At 48.2% G+C, this 701-nt stretch carries 1 pseudogene; it reads left to right on the top strand.

From position 1 onward, the window contains the following. Positions 1–701, top strand: a pseudogene (locus R7Z47_RS24920) (peptidase); the annotation flags it as partial.

Raw genomic sequence — 701 nt, 5'->3', positions numbered from 1 at the left:
TCACGGTAACCGACGATCTTGAGCGCATCAGTGCTATCCGCAGTCGCACCAGCAAAAAACCGATTTTGCGTCCAACCGTAAAAATGCCGATGACGATTGCTGGGCATACGGTAGATACCGTGGTGAACCTTACCTCGCGCAAACAGTTCTCTGCCCCAATCCTGATTGGCAAAACTTACCTAGATGATAACGCGTGGGTGTTTGCTGGGTATGACTACCTGCAAGAACAACCCAACGCGAAAATGATTGGTAAGAAAGAGACGGTAGAAATCGAAGGCATTCCCTACAAAACCAGCGTTTCGACAAGCAGCCGGTACACCAACGTTCACGCTCTCGACATCAAAGTGGATAAAAAAGCCAAGCAAGTGTCGTTTACTTTAGAGGGTGAGAACGGCAAGCGCCATCCTATGACACTGCCATTGGTGCGCATGTTGAAAACCACCAAGAGCGAGCGACCTTTGGTGTATCTGCCTGTCAAGATTGATGAAAACGAAACTCAGCAATGGTTGGTGTACTTACGAGACCGCAGCAAGTTCAGTTCGCAAATCCGTCTGGGTCGAGACGTAGTGAGCCAACATTTCGTGATAGATACCGACAAAGAGAATTTGCTCGGTGGTGTGGAAAAAACCTTTAAGAGTGCACTGAAGTCCAAGCCATTGGTGATTTCACCAGAAGAGGAAGTGAACATTGATGGCTACGTG

Source organism: Vibrio sp. 1641 (genome assembly GCF_033339995.1).
Lineage (GTDB): Bacteria > Pseudomonadota > Gammaproteobacteria > Enterobacterales > Vibrionaceae > Vibrio > Vibrio alginolyticus.
This window is presented reverse-complemented; position numbering and strand designations above follow the sequence as displayed.